Genomic DNA, 16,515 nt, shown 5'->3' with positions numbered 1-16,515 from the left:
TTCCCAACCTTTATCTGTATGAAGCCAATAGGCACCGCACATTTTACAGGTAAATATCCGACTTCCTGCACCGTACCCCATGGGTTCGAGGAGGGTTTGTTGGGGGGAGTGTGAGCAGGTCTGGCAGTTTGGATGAGTAAGCATGTCGACAGATCCTTGTCGCTTACGATGTTAAATTGAATAGTTTAATTCTAGTTACAGCAGGCTTGCCTCTGTATTAGAAAAATTCCTAATTGGCTCTTTTTCTTTGGTTTTTTGCTCGCTCATTAGTATCTGCAGCTTTTTATGTGCCAGATCGATATCGATTGAAATAGGTTTGTCTGTAATCCGTCTTCCCTTTGAGGTCGATTTCCGGCGGCTAGAGTACTGTTTTTTTGCATCCAGTAAACGGCGATCTACTTTACGTTTTCTGCGCTCTGGGCCCTGATACTGTGAAAAGTGGTAGCTGATTATCCATTCCTGGGCGTGATTAAACGTCGGAAGATCGGGGCTCACCTTAGTTGTTGCCTCATCAATCCAGTAATAACAAAACTGAAAATTTATAAAATCTTTAACCAATCTAAACACAAAATAACCCTGCAATGATTGTCTGAATAGCTACAGTGTAAAATCTGTAGATTTAATAAGGCTTCCTTTCTGGAAGCGCCTCATCCTTGAGGGGTACCTGCTGAAACGCTTGACGAACTCACGGTGTTTCCAGCGAAAGAAAGCTACCGATGACTCGATCAGTTGTAATGTTGACCATCTACCAATGCTGCTGATCCGTGAACATACCAAGCAGTTATGAAAGGATAGTTAAAGAGGGAAGATACAAAAATAAGAAAAATTCTTATTTTGCAGGTGCGTAAGACTAAAGATAAGTTGTTGTAGATTAATGGAATGATAAAGCCGCCCGGAGGCGGCTTTATCTATAGGGTACTACCTCAGGCCTCAGGGAATTATCCCCCTAGATAGGCCTTTCTCACGTCATCATTGGTGAGAAGAGCATCCCCAGTGTCTTCCATCACCACGCGACCGTTCTCCAAAACATAACCACGGTCAGCAATTCTCAGTGCCTGGTTAGCGTTTTGTTCGACGAGAAAGATGGTGACACCCTCGTCACGAAGTTGCTCGATGATATCGAAAATCTGCTGGATGATGATGGGTGCCAGCCCGAGGGATGGCTCATCTAGCAAGATCATGCGTGGCTTTGACATCATGGCACGTCCAATCGCAAGCATCTGTTGTTCACCACCAGACATAGTTCCCGCGCGCTGGCTGAACCTCTCCTCAAGTCGAGGGAAGAGTTCCAGAACATGCTTAGCCGTTTTCTGTGCTTCTGATTTATCGCGAAAATAGGATCCCATAAACAGGTTTTCTTCCACGGTCATCCCGCTGAACACTCGACGACCTTCCGGCACGATTGCTAAGCCTTTCTGCATGATGGCGGGAGTTGTCAGTCCACTGATGATTTCACCATCAAAGCTGATGGTGCCCGAGGTGGCTTGAGGATCACCACAGATTGTCATCATGAGTGTTGTTTTACCCGCGCCATTGGCGCCGATTAGGGTAACGATCTCTCCCTGTTTAACTTCCAGCGAGATATCGTGTAGCGCCTGTATCTGGCCATAGTGGGTGTTTACCTTATCTACACTGAGCATTTAATCCTCTCCCAGATATGCTTTGATTACATCAGGGTTGTTCTTAATCTCGTCAGGGGAACCGTCAGCGAGAGGCGTACCCTGTGCGATCACATAGATATGATCTGAGATACCCATCACCAGGCTCATATCATGCTCAATCAGAACAATGGAAATTTCGTGCTCATCACGTAGTTTGATGATCAACTCATCAAGCTCTTTGGTTTCATTGGGGTTAAGGCCTGCAGCCGGTTCATCCAATAACAAAAGCTCAGGTTGCGTCACCATACAGCGAGCGATCTCCAGACGTCTCTGTTGTCCGTAAGACAGATTACCCGCCTGACGGTTGGCAACATCCAACAATCCAACCTCCTCGAGCCACTGTGCGGCATGATCCATCGCCTCATGCTCTTTGCGTCGGTAAGAGGGGGTCTTGAAAAGTCCCGAGAACAGGTTTGTGTTCAGGTGACGGTGTTGCGCAACCAGCATGTTTTCGACAACGGTCATGTTCGAAAATAGACGAACGTGCTGGAAAGTACGAACCAGACCTTTGCGGGATATCTGGAAATCTTTCAGTCCGGCAATCTGTTCGTTTTTGAACATGACACTGCCGCTGGTTGGGATATAGAAGCCAGACAGGCAGTTAAATACGGTGGTTTTTCCCGCACCGTTGGGGCCGATAATCGAGACGATCTGACGGTTTTTCACCTTCAGGTTCACACCATTAACCGCTACCAGCCCTCCAAAACGCATGGTGAGTGCATTTACATCAAGAAGTAATTGGCTCATCTATTCAGCTCCAGATGTGGGCGTTTCATGGGTACCAGGCCCTGAGGGCGCCAGCGCATCATAATAACCATCAGTAATCCGAACAGCAGCATGCGATATTCAGAGAACTCACGTGCCAGTTCGGGCAGGATGGTCATAATAATGGCAGCGAGTATAACGCCAACCTGTGAGCCCATCCCTCCTAGCACGACAATGGCCAGGATGATGGCTGATTCGATGAAGATAAATGACTCAGGACTGATAAATCCTTGTCTGGCTGCGAAGAATGCCCCAGCAAAACCGGCTGTAGAGGCACCTAGCGTGAATGCTGATAACTTGATCACGGTTCGGTTAAGCCCTAAAGAGCGGCACGCGATTTCATCTTCACGAAGGGCTTCCCAGGCACGGCCCACAGGCATACGTATTAGTCGGTTGATAACGTAAATCACGAAGATTGTCAGAATAACCGCAATCAGGTAGAGGAAGATCACTTTATAGGAGCTTGAGTAATCGATTCCAAAGAACTCATGGAATGGAATATTTCCTTCCTCTTTCGCTCTGCGGCTGAATTCCAGACCGAAAAGCGTTGGCTTGGCGATCCCAGAGATGCCATTAGGGCCTCCGGTAACAGCTGTCCAGTTATTTAGCAGAATTCGGATGATCTCACCAAAACCCAGAGTCACGATTGCCAGGTAATCCCCTCTGAGGCGCAGCACAGGGAATCCGAGAACAAATCCAAACAGGGCTGCCAAACCTGCAGAAATTGGAAGGCATGCCCAGAAAGACATTCCAAAATATTCTGATAACAGGGCGTAGGTGTAAGCTCCTACCGCATAAAAGGCAACAAAACCGAGGTCGAGAAGTCCGGCCAGACCCACCACTATATTCAGCCCGAGCCCGAGCATGATGTAGATTAGGGCAAGTGTTGCGAGATCAACGGAACCACGTGAGACCATAAATGGCCAGATCAGCATCACTACCACAAGCAGAGCGATTAGCCAGGGCTTCAGCACCGACATTTTCTTCTCTTCTGGTAGAAGTTTGCTTAGCTGGGGTTTAGGTACTTTGCTGAAAGCTGAATCGATCTGATCCGAGAATATCTGGGACAGAAAAACCAGGCCAATACCCAGGCCAATCCAGAGCCACTGTTGGGTTGTCGCACCTTTGATAGCGAGTTGTGTTCCCTCGGTATCGAGTTTAATGCCGACCATCAGGCAGGTCAGAATAAGTGCGATCCCAGAAGCAAATAAAGCGTTATACAATTTACCCTGCATTAGACCTTCTCCACTTCCGGTTTGCCCAGTAATCCGCTTGGGCGGAACAGGAGAATCAGCACCAGCAGACCAAATGCGACAACATCCTTATATTCTGATGGGAAGAAAGCGGCAGTCATCGCCTCTGTTACACCTAACACCAGACCTCCAAGCATGGCGCCTGGGATAGAACCGATACCGCCAAGTACAGCTGCTGTGAAGGCTTTCAGGCCGGCAATGAACCCTACAAAGGGGTTTACAACGCCGTAATACAAACCCAATAGCAGGCCTGCGATAGCCGCTAATGCCGCACCCACAATAAATGTCAGTGCAATAATCTTGTTGGTGTCGATGCCCAGGAGATTGGTCATGCCTAGATCTTCTGAGCAGGCGCGACAGGCTCTACCCATGCGTGACCGGGATATGAAAAGCGTCAGCGCAGTCATTGTGATCAGGGTCGCGGCCCAGATCATTAACTGCATATAAGAGACGGTAACCTCAAACACTGACGGATCGCCGAAGGTCCATCCACCCACGACTTGTGGAGGAAGGGCAACGTCACGGTAGCCTTGTGAAATACCGACAAAGTTCTGCAGAAAGATCGACATACCGATTGCTGAGATGAGAGGGATCAGTCTGTTTGATCCTCTCAGTGGCCGGTATGCCACACGCTCAACCGTCCACCCATAGGTACTCGATATGACGACTGCAACAATCAGAGCGACAATTAAAATGATAGGAAGCGAGACCAGGCCCATACCGAGTAATCCGGCAATGACGATAAAGGCTACGTAGGAGCCGATCATATAGATCTCGCCATGGGCAAAGTTGATCATACCGATAATGCCGTAAACCATCGTGTAACCGATAGCGATCAAGGCATAGGTAGATCCGATGGTCAGGCCATTAATTAGCTGTTGTAAAAGATAGAGTGAAAATTCAGACATTTACAGGGACCAGATAGCATGACCCCCCAACCCCGGATCACAGGGTTAGGGGGTAAGGATCTCTTCTGAATAACTTTGTAGGCGATTCAGTTTTAATCCGCTTAGTTATTGTTATATTACTGCGCCGGAGTTTTAGTGCCATCTTTGTGAAGCTGATACACAAGGAAGGTAGACTCAGTCAGGTCGCCTTTCTCATTGTATTTCACATTACCAATGGCTGTGTCCAGGGAGTTTGCGCGAATATGATCGGCCAGTTCAAACGGGTCGGTTTTACCGGTGGCCTTGATTGCATTGGTCATCACTTCCACGGCTGCATAAGCTGTAAACACGAACGGACCTGTCGGATCTTCACCTTTTGCTTTAATCGCTTCTACACGCGCCTGGTTAACTGGGTTCTGATCGAAACTTTTGGGTGCGGTTGCCAGAACGCCTTCCACTGCATCACCTGCAATTTTTGCCAGATCAGAGTTTACGATACCCTCAGGCCCCATAAACTGTGCGTTAAAGCCTTTCTCGCTGGACTGACGCAGGATCAAACCGAGTTCTGGATGGTAACCACCGTAGTAAACGAAATCGATGTTATTCTTTTTCAGTTTTGCGATCAGAGCAGAGAAATCTTTATCGCCAGGCGTCACACCCTCAAACATAACTGGAGTTAAGTTATTTCCTTCCAGTTTGGATTTAACCGCTGTCGCCAAACCTTCTCCATACTGTTGTTTATCATGAATGACCGCAATGCGTTGTGGCTTAACGGTGCCAAGAATGTGATCTGCAGCAAGGCTACCCTGAAGGCTGTCGAGGCCAATTGTGCGGAAAATCAGCTGGAAGCCTTTTTCCGTAATCGTAGGGGAGGTAGATGCTGCAGTGATCATCAGCACGCCTTCCTCTTCATAAATATCAGTCGCAGGTTCAGTCGATGAGGAGCAAAGGTGACCGACTACATGCTGGATACCATCGTTAACGATTTTGTTGGCAACAGCTACGGCCTGCTTTGGATCACAAGCATCGTCGTAGATAACACCTTCAAGCTGCATGCCATTAATGCCACCAGCTTTATTGATATCATCGATGGCTGCCATTACACCAATTTTTTGCATGTCACCGTATTGAGCGACGGGGCCTGTTGCTGGACCAGCCAGGCCAATTTTCAGGGTTTCTGCATTAGCGATAGACACAGCACCTGCCAGTGCAGCTACGGTTCCCAGTGTCATCAGCTTCTTGGCGATTTTTTTCATTATATGCCTCAAATTTTTATTATTTGAAATCCCTTGTGAGGATTAGGAAATATTTGGGTTATTAATAAATCGGGTCAAAGATACCCTCTGCATGAAAATGAAACAATGATCTGCTACGGGATCTTGTACACAGTTATAGAAGAAAGGTAGGAAAAGTCGGCCTAATTGGCAATTTTGACCTTAAAATTTATGCTGGGTAATGAAAAAAACTACCGTCTGAGGAGATTAGCCAGTGAAAACCCATTTTTTCCTCAGAGAGTAGCTCTATATTCGGTTCAAGAGAGTTGGCCCTGATAGCGGTCAGGGCCCAACCGGATTTAGAGAGTAAAACGCTTCAGAAGGCCTTGTTGTTGCTGGGCGATCGCTAGTAGCTCATCACTTCCAGAGGAGGCCTCTTCAGCCCCTTCTGAGGTTTCGCTCGCAGCATGATTGATACTATTGAGCTGGGTGCTCACCTCCTGTACGGCTTGACGCTGTTGTTGAGCCGCATCTTCGATCTGCGTATTCAGGAAACGGATATTGCCAATAGATTCATTCATGTTGGCAAGGGATTCCTGCGATGTATTTGCATGGCCTACACAGGATTGGGCCTGATCGTAGCTGCTCTGCATTACTGATACGACCTGCTGGATACTTCCCTTCATATTTTCAATCATCTCCTGGATCTCATCTGTGGAGTTCCGGGTACGACTGGCGAGACCTCTGACCTCATCGGCAACAACTGCAAAGCCTCGGCCATGATCGCCTGCGCGGGCAGCTTCAATCGCTGCATTAAGCGCCAGCAGGTTGGTTTGTTCTGCAATGGCATGAATGGTTTCGAGAATAGCATCGATCTCAGTGCTGTAATTTGCCAGGCTGTTACTGACACTGACCGCTTCATTTATCGCTTCTGCCTGAGCTTGAATGCTGCGTAGTGTCTGATCAACATTGCGATTAACATGTTGACTGAGGCTTTCACATTGATGGACAGCGTCCAAAGTAGTGGCACTGTGATTGGCAACCTCGGTCACGCTGCTTTCCATCTCAGTTGCGGCAGAGGAGGCCATCTCTAACTGTTCACTCTGGGCATGCATCGCCTGAGTGGTTTGTTGACTGATTGTCGAGTTTTTCTGCGCAACACTGGAAAGGTTCTCAGAACCTTTCGCGACGTCTTGCAGGATCTGGCGCTGGCTGGATACTACCGTGTTCAGAGACTCTGCCAGATCACCAAACTCATCTTTACGGCTTTGATTAAAACTTACGGTGAGATCGCCATCACGAAGCTTGGTTAGCTCTGAGGTAAATTGAGACAGTGGTTTGCGAATCGCACTGATGGTGATAAATGCGATTACGAGGGCAAAGGCCGTTGTGCCGACCAGAAGTGCGATTATCAGGCCTCTGCTAAGATTGTTGGCATCTTGAGCTGCTGCCTGGGCCTCCCCAGCTTCCTGTTTGGCAAAGGCGATAAACTGATTGGCAGAGTGAGTGACCTCTGCAAGGCTTTTATGGGTTGCGATAAGTTGCTGGGCTAATTTATCACGTGTATCGGCTTTGCGGTTGTACAGGTCTATTAAGCCATCTTTCTGGAAGAAGTGTTTATGGATTGCTGGAATCAGGCTGGTGATCTGCCCAGCTTTGCTATCTGATTGCTTGAACTCTTCATAGCGTTTAAGCAGATCGCCTTCATTTGTTTTAACTCTGTCGTTAAGCGCTTTCAGATTTCCACTTCGCTGAAAATTAGTTAGCTGTACCCGTAGCTTAGACATGCTTCTGGTAAGATTCCGTGCTGCGATTACGCCCTCGCTATTGTTGCTATTACTGAGATAACGCTGAGTCCATGCAAGCACTGAATCTGCTTTACCCTGTAGATCTAATGCTTGTTCAGTCACTTTTTTATCAAGCTGTAGCCGGGTGTTATGAAGATCAAAAACAACATTGGCCTGATTACTGTAGCTTTTGCTTTGCTGACTGATTAGCCCTATTTGCTGCTTAAGTGAGGGGGTGTTTTCAACTAAAGGTGTCAGTGCCAGGAGTTTTTTATTGAACCCGCCGATATGACCGATAAATTGTTTTGTAGTTGACTCAATTTTATCTGATTCTTCTTCAGCGAGTGTGCTGTATAGACTTTGATTCGCTTGCTGAAGCTCGATCATCTGGTTGAAACTTCCGACCAGGATAGGAAGTGTGTCTTCGGTGATATGGTTCAGTCTTTCATAGATATTACTGTTACCGACCAATCCGCCACCGCCGACAATCAGGATAGACACAACCAATGCGGCAAAACCAAGTGTGATTTTATGGGTAAGATTTAAGCTCATTTAACTACTCCAGGCAGTTATTTTGTTTTTATTTTTGACCGTCCCAATCTTAATATTCAAACACAAGTAAGGGAAAGTACTTATGTCATACTCTAAACTAATTCGGTGGTAGAGATACAGGGAAAATTACACTTTAGTACTGATTGTAATGGGTAATCAGCTGTTTTTAAGTAATGGGCCGGCCGCTCCAAAGGTTCTGGCTGCCGGTATAGTTTTTATTTAAGGATTTTGGGGGAAGGTAGGGTGTTGGTATTTTAAACAGTCTTGGAGGAGTGAGGTGCGTCTACAGTCGGTTGAATCGATAATGCCTGTATGACTGTAAGCGGAAGTGAAGGGGAGTAGATGCCGGTTGGTAAAGAACTAGCTTCCTGTATAACAGGAAGCTAGTCGAAGCGTAAATTAATTAGCTTCTCTTCTGCAGAGATTCTATACGCACATCCAATGGTGGGTGGGTAGAAAACAGTTCAGAGATCTTACCGCCGTTAATACCAAATGCCGTTAGAGTGCTTGGCATCTGGTTGGGTATTTCGGATTCGGCTTTTAGGCGCTGTAATGCACCGATCATGGCGTGATTGGAGGAGAGGCTGGCGCCGGATTCGTCGGCTCTGAACTCTCTGTAGCGAGAGAACCAGGCAACAATTGCATGTGCAATAAAACCAAAAATAATATCCAGTACGATGGTTAGTGCAAACTGAGCGATAAAGCCTAGACCGCCTTCACCCTCTTCATTGCGAGTGAACTGATCAATAGCGTAAACAACTACGCGGGTCAGGAACAGAACGAACGTATTCATCACGCCCTGAATCAGGGTCATGGTCACCATATCACCATTTGCTACATGGCCTATCTCATGGGCCATAACCGCTTTGATCTCCTCTTTCTGGAACCTTTGCAATAATCCCAGGCTGACAGCGACCAGTGCGTCGTTTTTGTTCCATCCAGTTGCAAATGCATTCGCTTGTTGAGCGGGGAATATGCCGACCTCCGGCATCTTTATTCCTGCATCATGTGACAGTTCTGCAACTGTATCCAGCAACCATTGTTCATCTGCATTTCTTGCCTGAGTGATGATCTCTGTGCCCGTAGACATCTTGGCCATTTTTTTTGAAAGGAACAGTGAGATCAGGGATCCACTAAAGCCAAATACTGCGCAGAAGATAAGAAGCACCGGCAGGTTAAGGCCTGCACTGGTGATATAACTACCAAAGATAAGATTAAGAGATATGCCGGCAACAAGAAGAACAGCAAAGTTTGTTGCTAATAAAAGACCGATTCGCATCATGTTTTACATTATTCCTGTGGTTGAAACTACAGATTAGATGGGGATGGATAATAAAAGTTTCAAGGTGCAAAGTCTTTACTTCTCTGGTTTCAGTTCGCAACGCCCCCTATAATCAACCCCCAATTTTTACGTGGATACGACAGGACGATTAATGCAGACGGTCATTACTGAAGTTGCAAAGCAGTTACCGCTTTCGCAGGGTGAATCAAGACGAATTTTTCATGGCCGTGGACACTGCTTTTCTGGGTTTGAGCATCTGGTCATTGACTGGTTTCCACCTGTTGCTGTGGCGCGACTTTATAAAGAGGTAGAGCCCGACTGGATAGATCACTTAAGTGATGCGTTGAAACAGTTCGAGATTATTAAGGGACTCGTTATTCAGCAGCGTAGCCGTGGCCGGGATGCAAAGCAGGATCTTGCCTGGGGTGAGGTGCCTGAACAGATGAATACAATGGAACTGGGTCTTTTTTATCAGGTCAAACCTCAACGTAACCAGAATAGCGGATTGTTTCTGGATATGCGGGAGGGGCGCCGTTGGGTGATGCACAATGCGGGTGGAAAACGGGTTCTCAATCTTTTCTCATACACTTGTGCTTTTTCAGTTGCTGCTTTGGCTGGAGGAGCGGAGCGGGTTGTTAATGTAGATATGTCCCGAGGTGCGATTAACACGGGTAAAGAGAACCACTCACTTAACGGGCTTTCGGGTGAACGGGTTAAATTTCTGGCTTATGACCTCTTCCGCTCATGGAAAAGAGTGAGGCAGTATGGGCCTTATGATCTGATTGTGATTGATCCACCCAGTTTTCAGCCAGGTAGCTTTGTTGCTGAAAAGGATTACCGGAAGGTGATCAGGCGCTTGAATGAGCTGGCCGAGAAGGGTGCGCAGGTTCTGGCTTGTCATAATGATCCCAAAAATGGAACCGAGTTTTTAAAACAGTTGATGTTGGAAGAGTGTCCTGACTTTCAGTTTATAGAGCGGCTACAAAACCCCGATGATTTCCCAGAATCTGAGCTGGAAAAGGGGCTGAAAGTTCTGCTGTATACCAGGGAGAGATAAGTGGAGTTAATTTGTATCGACCTCGAAGCGAGTGGGCTTAGCTCGCACTCCTATCCGATAGAGATTGCCTGGATAAATGATTCAACAGGAGAGATGGATAGTTTTCTGATCAATCCGGATACGGCTGCTGATTGGGATTTCTGGGATGAGCATGCTGAAGAGATGCATGGAATTGACCGGGATGATCTGGTTACACAGGGAGAGGATATACGGGTCGCCTGTAAAAGGCTCAATAGGCAATTGAAAGATAAGGTCGTTGTCAGCGATGCTTTTGAACTCGATCATTTCTGGATGATGCGTTTATTTAGAGCTGCTGACCTTGCGCCCAGTTTTAAATTATCCGGTCTTGAATACCTCTTGGATAGAGAACAGATCATTCAGTTTGGCTTTCTCGCGAAGGCTCAGTTACGTCGTCATAGGGCACTGGATGATGTTGAAGATATTATTCAGTGTATCAAGGCTGTAATGTCGCCTAGGTTGGCATAGCGGTACGGCAGCCTTTTGGCTGCCATAATCGGGCTTACATTCTAACTAAGTAAGCCATCCAAGCCGGATTCAAGCTTCAATGCTTCTTCAAGCAGGGGCATGGACTCCAGCTTTATATTTGCGAGTTCCGCCACGTCGTGGGGATATTGCTCTATTGCCTTTTCCAAAGCTTCATCACTTTCAGACAGATCATTAATCAGGTGTGCTAAATGGATGACTGCTGCAAGTTCGCTGGGTTTTTCATATGAGAGAGGGGCTTGGCACTGTAAAGCGGCAATACCCAACTCTGAAGGGAAATTCCACATATCCAAGAGAGCCTGACCGGCTTCAGGAATACTGAATCCAAGACAGTGTTTCTCAGCAGCTGTTTGTTCACAAGCGGTTTCTTCCACCAATTTTTGAACCTGAAGGGCAGCTTCCGGTGTTGCCAGGTAGATCAGGAGTGTACCGATATTGTGTATCAGCCCTGCAGTAAAGGCGATATCAGGATCGACATTGGAGTTTTGTTGGGCAAACCATTTTGACAGTGCTGCTATACGAAAAGATTCCTTCCAGAACGCTTTTAAATCCAGCCCCTTAATCTCTTTTACAGAACTCGCCAGTCCTGTAGCAATAACCAGCGTTTTTAATCGAGTCATCCCCAGCATAATGACCGCTTGATCGAGAGAGGAAACTTTCCGGGTAAGACCAAAATGGGCTGAATTAACAAGTCTGAGAATCTTCAGAGAGAGCGTCTGATCCTGTGATACCTTTTCGGCAATCTCGCCGTAATCTGCAGCAGGGTTGTTCAGCTGTTGAATTAACTGGCGAACCACATCGGGAACATTGGGTAGTTTGTCTGTTTGCTTTAAAAGTTCGCTTATCTCCATGCGGATTCCTTACGTGGCGAATTCTTATTCTGTGAAGGGCTTTATTCAGACAATAATTAAATCTTTATAAGATTCAATCAAGTAAAACCGGTGGATCAGGCGTAAAAAAAGCAGCTTTTCAGCTGCTCTGTCTTTAGTCCTGATTGATGACCATGCCTTCAATCTGGGCGCGGATCTCTTCATATTGCCCCATCTCTTCTGGCATGAAGTAGAGTTTGTAGAAACAACGATCCACAAGACGGGCCTTCTTATCGTTAACGGTTTCTTTGTATGAGCCGAACAGGTAGCTCATCTGAAGATGGATAACACGTGTGTGAGGAGGGACGGTCACTTCATGGTGTTCAAGATCTAAACGCGTTTTAGATTCTTTGATTGTGTAGAAAGAGATTTCGCCCACATGGTTAAGGTTGATGAGAAAATTGGACGTAACCGGAACCAAATGGCGTTGCTCCAGTCCGTTATGTTCCATATAGATGCCGCAGTTTTTTCTTACCTTGATAAACATTGTTGGTTCCACTAATTCTGAAGTCGGATTGAAAGTTATACGTAAGTATAAGACGGTTTAGTTACATTGTCTTTACAAAAACGGCCACTAAAAAGTGGCCGTTGTTTTATTGTTCATAAGTTTTAAGGAATGTGGCGATACGTTCAATCGCGTCTCTGAGCTCGTCTTCCCGTGGTAGGAATACCAGCCTGAAATGCTGTGTGTCCGGGTGATTAAAGCCACTGCCTTGTACGATCAGAACTTTCTGTTGCAGTAGAAGATCAAGTGCCATCTTTTCGTCATTCTTGATCGGATAAACTTCAGGATCAAGTTTCGCGAACAGGTAAAGCGCCCCTTCTGGTTTAGTACAGCTTACGCCAGGGATCTCGTTCAGCATTTCCCAGGCTAGATTGCGCTGCTCATATAGACGACCGCCAGGGACAATAAGCTCATTTACGCTCTGGTAGCCACCTAGTGCAGTTTGAATAGCGTGCTGTGTGGGAACATTGGAACACAGGCGCATGCTGGAGAGCATTTCGAGGCCTTCAATGTAGTCTCGGGCATTGTGTTTAGGGCCGCTTACAATCATCCAGCCTGAGCGGAACCCCGCAGCACGATAGGATTTAGAGAGTCCGTTGAATGATACGCATAAAACATCTTCTGCGAGGGAAGCCAGCGAGATGTGTTCAGCACCATCGTAGAGAATTTTGTCATAGATCTCATCAGCAAAGATAATGAGGCTATGCTCTCTTGCGAGATCGATGATCTGCTCGAGCACCGCTTTAGGGTAGACCGCTCCGGTTGGGTTGTTCGGATTGATGACAACAATACCCTTAGTACGCTCAGTAATTTTGCTGCGCATATCTTCAATATCGGGAGCCCAGTCCTGCTCCTCATCGCACCGATAGTGGATCGGGTTGCCGCCACTGAGGCTAACCGCAGCGGTCCAGAGAGGATAGTCGGGCGCAGGAATTAGCATCTCGTCAGTATCGTTTAACAGGCCCTGCATCGCCATAACGATCAGTTCAGAAACGCCATTTCCGATATAAATATCTTCGATGCCGACATTTTTGATACCGTTTTTCTGGCACTCCTGCATCACTGCTTTGCGGGCAGAAAACAAACCTTTTGAATCGCAGTATCCCTGAGAGGCGGGCAGGTTAAGGATGACATCCTGCACAATCTCTTCTGGCGCTTCAAAACCCCATGGGGCGGGATTGCCAATGTTCAATTTAAGAATTCGCTGACCCTCTTCTTCCAGGCGTTTTGCTTCCTGAAGAACGGGGCCTCGAATGTCATAACATACATTGATCAGCTTGTTTGATTTACGGATAACTGGCATTTTTATGTCCTGCGATCTCCAGTCGGGAATCTCTCTTGCTGGAGCTTGTCCTATTGCTTAGTGACCAAATAATCGTGTTTGTGCCACTGAAAAAAGAGGCTAATCATACGCCTTTTATTGACTTAAACCTAGGGGAATAGCGCGGTCTGGGCTTTTTTCTTCATGGGGGTTTTTATGAGTAATGAGAATAAAAAGGTAGAGCGTTCAGAGGATGAATGGAGAACTCTTCTGAGTCCTGAGCAGTTCCGGATCTGTAGAGAGAAAGGGACTGAAAGAGCGTTTACGGGTGAATATTACAATAATCATCAGATCGGGCTTTATAACTGTGTCTGTTGTGGCGAGCCTCTGTTTCGTTCCGAGGATAAATATGACTCTGGCAGTGGTTGGCCCAGTTTTTGGCAGCCGGTCGAGTTTGATTGTGTCGCTGAGCATCGAGATGGATCTCATGGCATGGTCAGAACAGAGATCACCTGTGCTAAATGTGATGCGCATCTAGGACATGTATTCCCAGATGGACCTGAGCCTACAGGTTTAAGGTACTGTATAAATTCAGCATCACTGAATTTTGAGAAGGGCGAAGCTTAGATGAAATCTTTTAAATGGATCTATGAGCATGTGCAGGAGCATCGAGCAGGAGAGGATATTGAGATGCTACTGCCCCAGCCGCTTGCTGCTTCAGAGCTGGCTAAAGTAGCCGATGATCGAATACTCAGTGATATGATGCGGCGGGTATTTCGTTCTGGATTGAAGCACTCCCTTGTTGATGCTAAATGGCCTGAATTTGAGAAAGCGTTTTATGGGTTTGATCCGGATAAAATTTCACTGATGAGTGATGAGCAACTCGAGGCATTAATGCAGAATGAGAAGTTGATTCGGCACTGGGGAAAGATCAAATCAGCACGGGTTAATGCGTTGATGGTTACTGAGTTTGCCCGTCAGCATTCAGGTTTTGCTGCTTTTCTTGCTGATTGGCCGGGTGACAAGATTATCGATCTCTGGGCGCTATTGAAAAAACAGGGTAGCCAGTTGGGTGGGAACTCAGGGGCATATTTTCTGCGTATGGTCGGTAAGGATACCTTCATCTTAACGGATGATGTGGTGGCTGCATTGAAGGCGCAGGGGGTGATAGAGAAAAAACCGACCGCTAAGCGTGATCTTCAAAAAGTACAGGAAAGTTTTAACCAGTGGCAGCAGGAATCAGGACGTCCTTTGTGTCAGATAAGTCGGCTCCTCTCATATACCGTGGGTTGGTGAATTATCAGGTCAGGAAGAGGAACCATGAGAGATGGCCCCTCTTCATTGATCAGTTGAACTGAAGGAAGTCGATCAACTGATTGTCATTCATACCTAAAGAGAGTGTCTCAGAGACAAGCTTTCCAATTATCTCCTCATTCTCTTTTTCGGATGGGATTCCAACGAAAGTATGCTGCTTATCCGAACGGTAGGTTCCGGTGTAGCTTTTATCGCCTTTACTCACTTCAATACGTAGCAGCATAGCCAGATCAACAGTTTGTTTCAGGGCTGCTTTTTTTGCCGTATAACTAAGATCTAACAGGCTGACCTTCATTGTAAACTCGCCACCGTAAAATCTTCGGATACCCATGTCTTCCAGGGCATGCTCAGTGGTGTGTTTAAGTAGCTTCAAGCTGTCTTTTAGGCGGATTTCAGGGTGGGGCTGTTTGCTTGTCGAGCGAAGCCCAATAACTGGAGAGTTTCTCAGATCCAGAGGTTGTACATCGATCCGTTTCTCTTTACTCAATTGACGGTTAACTTGAACCTCAGGGTGTAGATCAAGGGTTTGAGCATTAAATGACATACAGCCTGTCACTGATAGGGCTAGTGTCATCAAAACTGCTAATAGAGGTAATTTAGGGTTCAATCGCATCTGATTACTCCATATCCTTTATTTTTCGGGGTTCTACGGAGAGTAGAAAGGTTGAAAGATTATCCGCAAGTTTGCGGATGGGGGGCTTGCCAGGTGTTTCTAGCCAGATTTCACCACTGTAATTGTCCACGCTGATGAAGTAATCATCATCGGGTTCAGTGCAGGCAATAAAAAATGTAAGTGGTCTTTTCTGCTGTCTTTTTGAGAGTGCGTGCCCAACGAGATTGCTTCTTAGACGTTCCATATCTTCGCTGTTCCAGGCCTGTATCAGGCTCAGGTCGCCGTCGTGGCAGGTAGCAGGAAGTGGATCAGACCAATATTGGGAATAAAATGCCTCCACGTCAGGATGGATACTCTCTTCAAGCGCTTCGCCGATACGTATAAACATATCATTGGTTTTGCGCTGAGGAGTGGGGCGCCATCTTACTAAAGTGCCCTCTGCTGCGTTCTCTTGATAGCAATCTGAAGGCCATTGAGCGTTGTAAGGGATCAGGGGGGCATCTGTGTGAAGCTGGTTAAATTTTTGAACAAAGCGATCAAGGGCCGCTTTGATTCCAGAATCGGACATAGGTGGTACAGCCTATATAGATTGTTTTGTTGGGATATTGATACGAATTTTACATCAATTGTTCCCTGGTTTTTCAGCAAATTCTTAGCGGTTATGAAAATCTAGACCCGATATTATTTTAAGGCGGGTTATCCAGATTGCTGATCAGGAATTTGGTTACTTTAAACGCTCTTCTATGGAAGGTGCTGTTTTTGCAGAAGTTTATACATAACCTACTGATTTTGTACAAAGAATGTTCAATGGAAATGTTTTTAAATTTTTTTATTTAAACGTTTGACAACCCCATTAAAACCCGTAAAATTCGCACTCCGTTTGGGGCGCTAAGTAATTGCTCCTGACGCGAAGCGGAGTGGTAGTTCAGTTGGTTAGAATACCTGCCTGTCACGCAGGGGGTCGCGGGTTCGAGTCCCGTCCATTCCGCCA

The 16,515-nt window shown here is 46.5% G+C and carries 17 protein-coding genes and 1 tRNA gene; 5 read left to right on the top strand and 13 right to left on the bottom strand.

The window, feature by feature from the left end; all coding sequences use genetic code 11:
- Nucleotides 1-195 precede the first annotated feature (195 nt).
- From Q0882_RS13720 to htpX, 8 genes are all read right to left on the bottom strand, one after another.
- Entirely contained in the window at nt 196-567 is a 372-nt protein-coding gene (locus Q0882_RS13720) for a hypothetical protein (protein WP_299182821.1), read from the bottom strand.
- A 371-nt stretch (nt 568-938) separates the two neighbouring features.
- Nucleotides 939-1,640, bottom strand: coding sequence for an ABC transporter ATP-binding protein (locus tag Q0882_RS13715; protein WP_299182820.1), 702 nt, complete (start codon nt 1,638-1,640; stop codon nt 939-941).
- Nucleotides 1,641-2,408: a high-affinity branched-chain amino acid ABC transporter ATP-binding protein LivG gene (livG, locus tag Q0882_RS13710; RefSeq protein WP_299182819.1), complete on the bottom strand. Its 768-nt coding sequence runs from the start codon at nt 2,406-2,408 to the stop codon at nt 1,641-1,643.
- Nucleotides 2,405-3,661 (bottom strand): high-affinity branched-chain amino acid ABC transporter permease LivM, encoded by a 1,257-nt coding sequence (locus Q0882_RS13705; RefSeq protein WP_299182818.1) that lies wholly within the window; start codon nt 3,659-3,661, stop codon nt 2,405-2,407. Before Q0882_RS13705 ends, livG begins: the two co-directional genes overlap by 4 nt.
- Complete coding sequence (gene livH / locus Q0882_RS13700) at nt 3,661-4,587, bottom strand: high-affinity branched-chain amino acid ABC transporter permease LivH (RefSeq protein WP_299182815.1); 927 nt, start codon at nt 4,585-4,587, stop codon at nt 3,661-3,663. The genes Q0882_RS13705 and livH overlap by 1 nt, the downstream gene beginning before the upstream one ends.
- A gap of 116 nt (nt 4,588-4,703) precedes the next feature.
- Nucleotides 4,704-5,822 carry a high-affinity branched-chain amino acid ABC transporter substrate-binding protein gene (locus Q0882_RS13695; protein ID WP_299182813.1) on the bottom strand — a complete coding sequence of 373 codons (1,119 nt, stop codon included), beginning with the start codon at nt 5,820-5,822 and terminating at the stop codon, nt 4,704-4,706.
- Between the two features lie 317 nt (nt 5,823-6,139).
- The gene (locus Q0882_RS13690) at nt 6,140-8,119 is read right to left on the bottom strand and encodes a methyl-accepting chemotaxis protein (protein WP_299182811.1); all 1,980 of its coding nucleotides are present in this window, start codon (nt 8,117-8,119) and stop codon (nt 6,140-6,142) included.
- A 403-nt stretch (nt 8,120-8,522) separates the two neighbouring features.
- On the bottom strand, nt 8,523-9,401 hold the full coding sequence (gene htpX / locus Q0882_RS13685) for a protease HtpX (protein ID WP_299182809.1): 879 nt from the start codon (nt 9,399-9,401) through the stop codon (nt 8,523-8,525).
- 151 nt (nt 9,402-9,552) lie between these two features.
- On the opposite strand from htpX, the gene Q0882_RS13680 reads away from it, so the two are divergent.
- Nucleotides 9,553-10,458 carry a class I SAM-dependent methyltransferase gene (locus tag Q0882_RS13680; protein ID WP_299182807.1) on the top strand — a complete coding sequence of 302 codons (906 nt, stop codon included), beginning with the start codon at nt 9,553-9,555 and terminating at the stop codon, nt 10,456-10,458.
- A complete protein-coding gene (locus Q0882_RS13675; RefSeq protein ID WP_299182805.1) occupies nt 10,459-10,944 on the top strand; it encodes a hypothetical protein in 486 nt (161 codons plus the stop codon). It abuts the gene before it with no gap.
- 41 nt (nt 10,945-10,985) lie between these two features.
- On the opposite strand, the gene Q0882_RS13670 is transcribed toward Q0882_RS13675, so the two are convergent.
- The 3 genes from Q0882_RS13670 to Q0882_RS13660 all read right to left on the bottom strand — a co-directional run bounded on the left by Q0882_RS13670 (nt 10,986) and on the right by Q0882_RS13660 (nt 13,639).
- Nucleotides 10,986-11,813 carry an HDOD domain-containing protein gene (locus Q0882_RS13670; protein ID WP_299182802.1) on the bottom strand — a complete coding sequence of 276 codons (828 nt, stop codon included), beginning with the start codon at nt 11,811-11,813 and terminating at the stop codon, nt 10,986-10,988.
- 133 nt (nt 11,814-11,946) lie between these two features.
- Nucleotides 11,947-12,318, bottom strand: coding sequence for a hypothetical protein (locus tag Q0882_RS13665; RefSeq protein ID WP_299182799.1), 372 nt, complete (start codon nt 12,316-12,318; stop codon nt 11,947-11,949).
- Nucleotides 12,319-12,424: 106 nt separating this feature from the next.
- Complete coding sequence (locus Q0882_RS13660; protein ID WP_299182796.1) at nt 12,425-13,639, bottom strand: pyridoxal phosphate-dependent aminotransferase; 1,215 nt, start codon at nt 13,637-13,639, stop codon at nt 12,425-12,427.
- Between the two features lie 174 nt (nt 13,640-13,813).
- Between Q0882_RS13660 and msrB the strand changes: the two genes are divergently transcribed.
- Together msrB and Q0882_RS13650 are read left to right on the top strand one after the other, a co-directional pair.
- Complete coding sequence (gene msrB, locus Q0882_RS13655) at nt 13,814-14,224, top strand: peptide-methionine (R)-S-oxide reductase MsrB (protein WP_299182794.1); 411 nt, start codon at nt 13,814-13,816, stop codon at nt 14,222-14,224.
- Nucleotides 14,225-14,893: a DNA-3-methyladenine glycosylase I gene (locus Q0882_RS13650; RefSeq protein WP_299182792.1), complete on the top strand. Its 669-nt coding sequence runs from the start codon at nt 14,225-14,227 to the stop codon at nt 14,891-14,893.
- Nucleotides 14,894-14,942: 49 nt separating this feature from the next.
- On the opposite strand, the gene Q0882_RS13645 is transcribed toward Q0882_RS13650, so the two are convergent.
- Together Q0882_RS13645 and syd are read right to left on the bottom strand one after the other, a co-directional pair.
- A complete protein-coding gene (locus tag Q0882_RS13645; RefSeq protein ID WP_299182789.1) occupies nt 14,943-15,524 on the bottom strand; it encodes a YajG family lipoprotein in 582 nt (193 codons plus the stop codon).
- Nucleotides 15,525-15,528: 4 nt separating this feature from the next.
- Entirely contained in the window at nt 15,529-16,092 is a 564-nt protein-coding gene (gene syd / locus Q0882_RS13640; RefSeq protein WP_299182786.1) for a SecY-interacting protein, read from the bottom strand.
- A 346-nt stretch (nt 16,093-16,438) separates the two neighbouring features.
- Between syd and Q0882_RS13635 the strand changes: the two genes are divergently transcribed.
- Nucleotides 16,439-16,515 (top strand) — tRNA-Asp (locus tag Q0882_RS13635).

This window comes from uncultured Neptuniibacter sp., from assembly GCF_947498015.1.
GTDB lineage: Bacteria > Pseudomonadota > Gammaproteobacteria > Pseudomonadales > Balneatricaceae > Neptuniibacter.
Note: the sequence above shows the minus strand (reverse complement) of the source record. Positions and strands in the feature narration are given on the sequence as shown.

What these genes read in the sequence shown, in the direction of transcription:
- Q0882_RS13715 (WP_299182820.1), bottom strand. Translation starts at nt 1,640, where the DNA reads ATGCTCAGTGTAGATAAGGTAAACACCCACTATGGCCAGATACAGGCG.
- livG (WP_299182819.1), bottom strand. Translation starts at nt 2,408, where the DNA reads ATGAGCCAATTACTTCTTGATGTAAATGCACTCACCATGCGTTTTGGA.
- Q0882_RS13705 (WP_299182818.1), bottom strand. Translation starts at nt 3,661, where the DNA reads ATGCAGGGTAAATTGTATAACGCTTTATTTGCTTCTGGGATCGCACTT.
- livH (WP_299182815.1), bottom strand. Translation starts at nt 4,587, where the DNA reads ATGTCTGAATTTTCACTCTATCTTTTACAACAGCTAATTAATGGCCTG.
- Q0882_RS13695 (WP_299182813.1), bottom strand. Translation starts at nt 5,822, where the DNA reads ATGAAAAAAATCGCCAAGAAGCTGATGACACTGGGAACCGTAGCTGCA.
- Q0882_RS13690 (WP_299182811.1), bottom strand. Translation starts at nt 8,119, where the DNA reads ATGAGCTTAAATCTTACCCATAAAATCACACTTGGTTTTGCCGCATTG.
- htpX (WP_299182809.1), bottom strand. Translation starts at nt 9,401, where the DNA reads ATGATGCGAATCGGTCTTTTATTAGCAACAAACTTTGCTGTTCTTCTT.
- Q0882_RS13680 (WP_299182807.1), top strand. Translation starts at nt 9,553, where the DNA reads ATGCAGACGGTCATTACTGAAGTTGCAAAGCAGTTACCGCTTTCGCAG.
- Q0882_RS13670 (WP_299182802.1), bottom strand. Translation starts at nt 11,813, where the DNA reads ATGGAGATAAGCGAACTTTTAAAGCAAACAGACAAACTACCCAATGTT.
- Q0882_RS13665 (WP_299182799.1), bottom strand. Translation starts at nt 12,318, where the DNA reads ATGTTTATCAAGGTAAGAAAAAACTGCGGCATCTATATGGAACATAAC.
- Q0882_RS13660 (WP_299182796.1), bottom strand. Translation starts at nt 13,639, where the DNA reads ATGCCAGTTATCCGTAAATCAAACAAGCTGATCAATGTATGTTATGAC.
- msrB (WP_299182794.1), top strand. Translation starts at nt 13,814, where the DNA reads ATGAGTAATGAGAATAAAAAGGTAGAGCGTTCAGAGGATGAATGGAGA.
- Q0882_RS13650 (WP_299182792.1), top strand. Translation starts at nt 14,225, where the DNA reads ATGAAATCTTTTAAATGGATCTATGAGCATGTGCAGGAGCATCGAGCA.
- Q0882_RS13645 (WP_299182789.1), bottom strand. Translation starts at nt 15,524, where the DNA reads ATGCGATTGAACCCTAAATTACCTCTATTAGCAGTTTTGATGACACTA.
- syd (WP_299182786.1), bottom strand. Translation starts at nt 16,092, where the DNA reads ATGTCCGATTCTGGAATCAAAGCGGCCCTTGATCGCTTTGTTCAAAAA.